This is a genomic window from Pontibacter sp. HJ8 (assembly GCF_054824225.1).
This window is the reverse complement of the sequence record NZ_JSYF01000570.1, coordinates 1-2,041: the sequence shown is the minus strand read 5'-3', so window position 1 is coordinate 2,041 and position 2,041 is coordinate 1. Positions and strand designations below refer to the sequence as shown.

The 2,041-nt window shown below is 38.8% G+C and carries 3 protein-coding genes; 2 read left to right on the top strand and 1 reads right to left on the bottom strand.

Annotated elements, in window-relative coordinates; genetic code table 11:
* Positions 1-79 precede the first annotated feature (79 nt).
* Entirely contained in the window at positions 80-865 is a 786-nt protein-coding gene (locus OB13_RS19480) for a phosphotransferase family protein (RefSeq protein WP_461491855.1), read from the top strand.
* The gene (locus tag OB13_RS19475; RefSeq protein WP_461491854.1) at positions 850-1,800 is read left to right on the top strand and encodes a glycosyltransferase family 2 protein; all 951 of its coding nucleotides are present in this window, start codon (positions 850-852) and stop codon (positions 1,798-1,800) included. Before OB13_RS19480 ends, OB13_RS19475 begins: the two co-directional genes overlap by 16 nt.
* 42 nt (positions 1,801-1,842) lie before the next feature.
* On the opposite strand, the gene OB13_RS19470 is transcribed toward OB13_RS19475, so the two are convergent.
* Positions 1,843-2,041, bottom strand: a 199-nt coding sequence (locus OB13_RS19470; RefSeq protein ID WP_461491853.1) for a hypothetical protein, incomplete at its 5' end; no start/stop codon positions are given.

Sequence of the window (2,041 nt, the reverse complement as noted above, 5' to 3'; positions counted from 1 at the left end):
ATTTCATATTAATACTTATAAATAAGAGTTCAAATCCTACATCAATTCATACACAAAAACAAACTACATGCGGTTCTATATGAATTCCTTAATCAGACTTCTGGGATGTGTAACTTTTATTTATCACTGGAATGACAAAACCTATAAACTCTTTATGCCTTTAGGTAATAAGTCGAGAATCGCAGAATACAATGCGAACAAAAAGGCCTTATCGGCTGATTTCTGGGCTCATAGAGTGATCAAAGTTCGTCCTCTTATCTTAGGCCTGAGTATGGACAGAGGATACCCTGTTTCATGGGAAAAGCCAGAATTAGCAGAAAAGTTTGTCACAACCAAACTCAGCGAGGCATTGCTGTATCCCCGGCAGCCATGCAATGAGGCCTATGATTTTGCTCAGCTTCTGAAACTATCTGATTATGGATTTGACAGGTCATTGATCAGCCAGGCAGAACAGAACCTAAGCGCATTAAACCTTCCCCTGACAAGTTCCCATGGTGACCTGCATATGGGCAATTTAATTCTGGTTAACAATAACATTCAGCTTATTGACTGGACCATGTATAACCACAAAGGCAGTTTTATTACAGATTATATACACTTCTACAACCACATGCAGACAGTGAAGTATGGCGAAAGCTGGACAGTAACAATACTCAGGGAACAGGACTACCTTAATCAATTGTCTCAAGATCTCAACACCAAACCAAGCCTTTTGAAACTAGCCTATACAGTCAGTAGAATTATAGGTGAAATAAACCAGTACAGTAGCCTGAGCTTAATTCCTGTAAGTCAGACAACTAAGTACAACAACGTTCTTTCCAACCTTATTTCAGCTACGTCTAAAACTCCATGTTCAGTATCGTAATTCCTCTATACAACAAAGAAATCTGCATCGCAGATACGCTTCATTCTGTCTTCAGCCAGACGTATGGAGATTTTGAAGTTTTGGTTGTGAATGATGGATCAACCGACCAAAGCTTATCGGTTGTGCAACGTTTTAAGGACCCACGTTTAAAGATCTTCTCTAAAGAAAACGGAGGAGTCTCTACAGCCCGTAATTATGGAATAGAAAGAGCTCAATACAACCATGTAGCCTTCCTGGATGCAGATGATGGCTGGGACAGCAATTACCTGGCCGAGATGCACAAATTAATTGAAAGATACCCGGAGTGTGGAATGTATAACTGTGCGTACAGAAGAGTTAAAAAAAATAAGATCTATACAGAGAGCCCCAATATACCGGAAGGTTTAATCGAAAATTACTTCAAGACTACCTTGACTTTAAATGATATGATCTCCTGGACTTCTGCTACGATCATTAAGAAAGACGTGATCAAAAAAACAGGCGGATTTCCGGTAGGTATGGTCAGTGGCGAGGACTGCTTCATGTGGTGCAAAATAGCAATTAACTACCCTGTGGCATTTTCGCATAAGATCATGGCTACTTATAACATGATGTTGAGTGACGCTTACTTTAGGATTGCAAAGCCCGATACCTGCAAGGAATCCTGGTTTGACCTTTACAGCGATCATGACATTTACAGAAATAAATTTATTGCCTACAAAGCCATCGAAAATGGATTACGACATGCCTGGGGAGGTGAAAAAAGCAAAAGCCAGCTAATAGAAAAGCAGCTTCAATACGCCAGGGAGTATGATGATCACTACTTCAATAGCCGGTTTACCAGACTTTATTTTTTGAACAGGATCCCCTATTTCGTAATAAAAATACTGTTGTTATACAAGAAGTTGGTGACCCTACACTTCTTTGAACCCAAATTAGTGCCGACTAAATTATGATAATTTTTGGATTAGGTTTTTTACTTATTCTCGTTTTCTTATTTAAGCAAAAGTATTTTGTTTTTGCTTTAGTATTATTCTTTGTGCTTTTCGACATGTTCGACGGGTTTTATAAGGATAATCAAATATTTGCGGCAATACGATACATAATCCCCCTATCACTGATACTGGTTTATCTTCTGAGCCATAATGGGTTTCAAAAATCTGATAATGTCTTCCTGATTTTAGTCCTCTACCTGCT

What these genes read in the sequence shown, in the direction of transcription:
- OB13_RS19480 (WP_461491855.1), top strand. Translation starts at nt 80, where the DNA reads ATGAATTCCTTAATCAGACTTCTGGGATGTGTAACTTTTATTTATCAC.
- OB13_RS19475 (WP_461491854.1), top strand. Translation starts at nt 850, where the DNA reads ATGTTCAGTATCGTAATTCCTCTATACAACAAAGAAATCTGCATCGCA.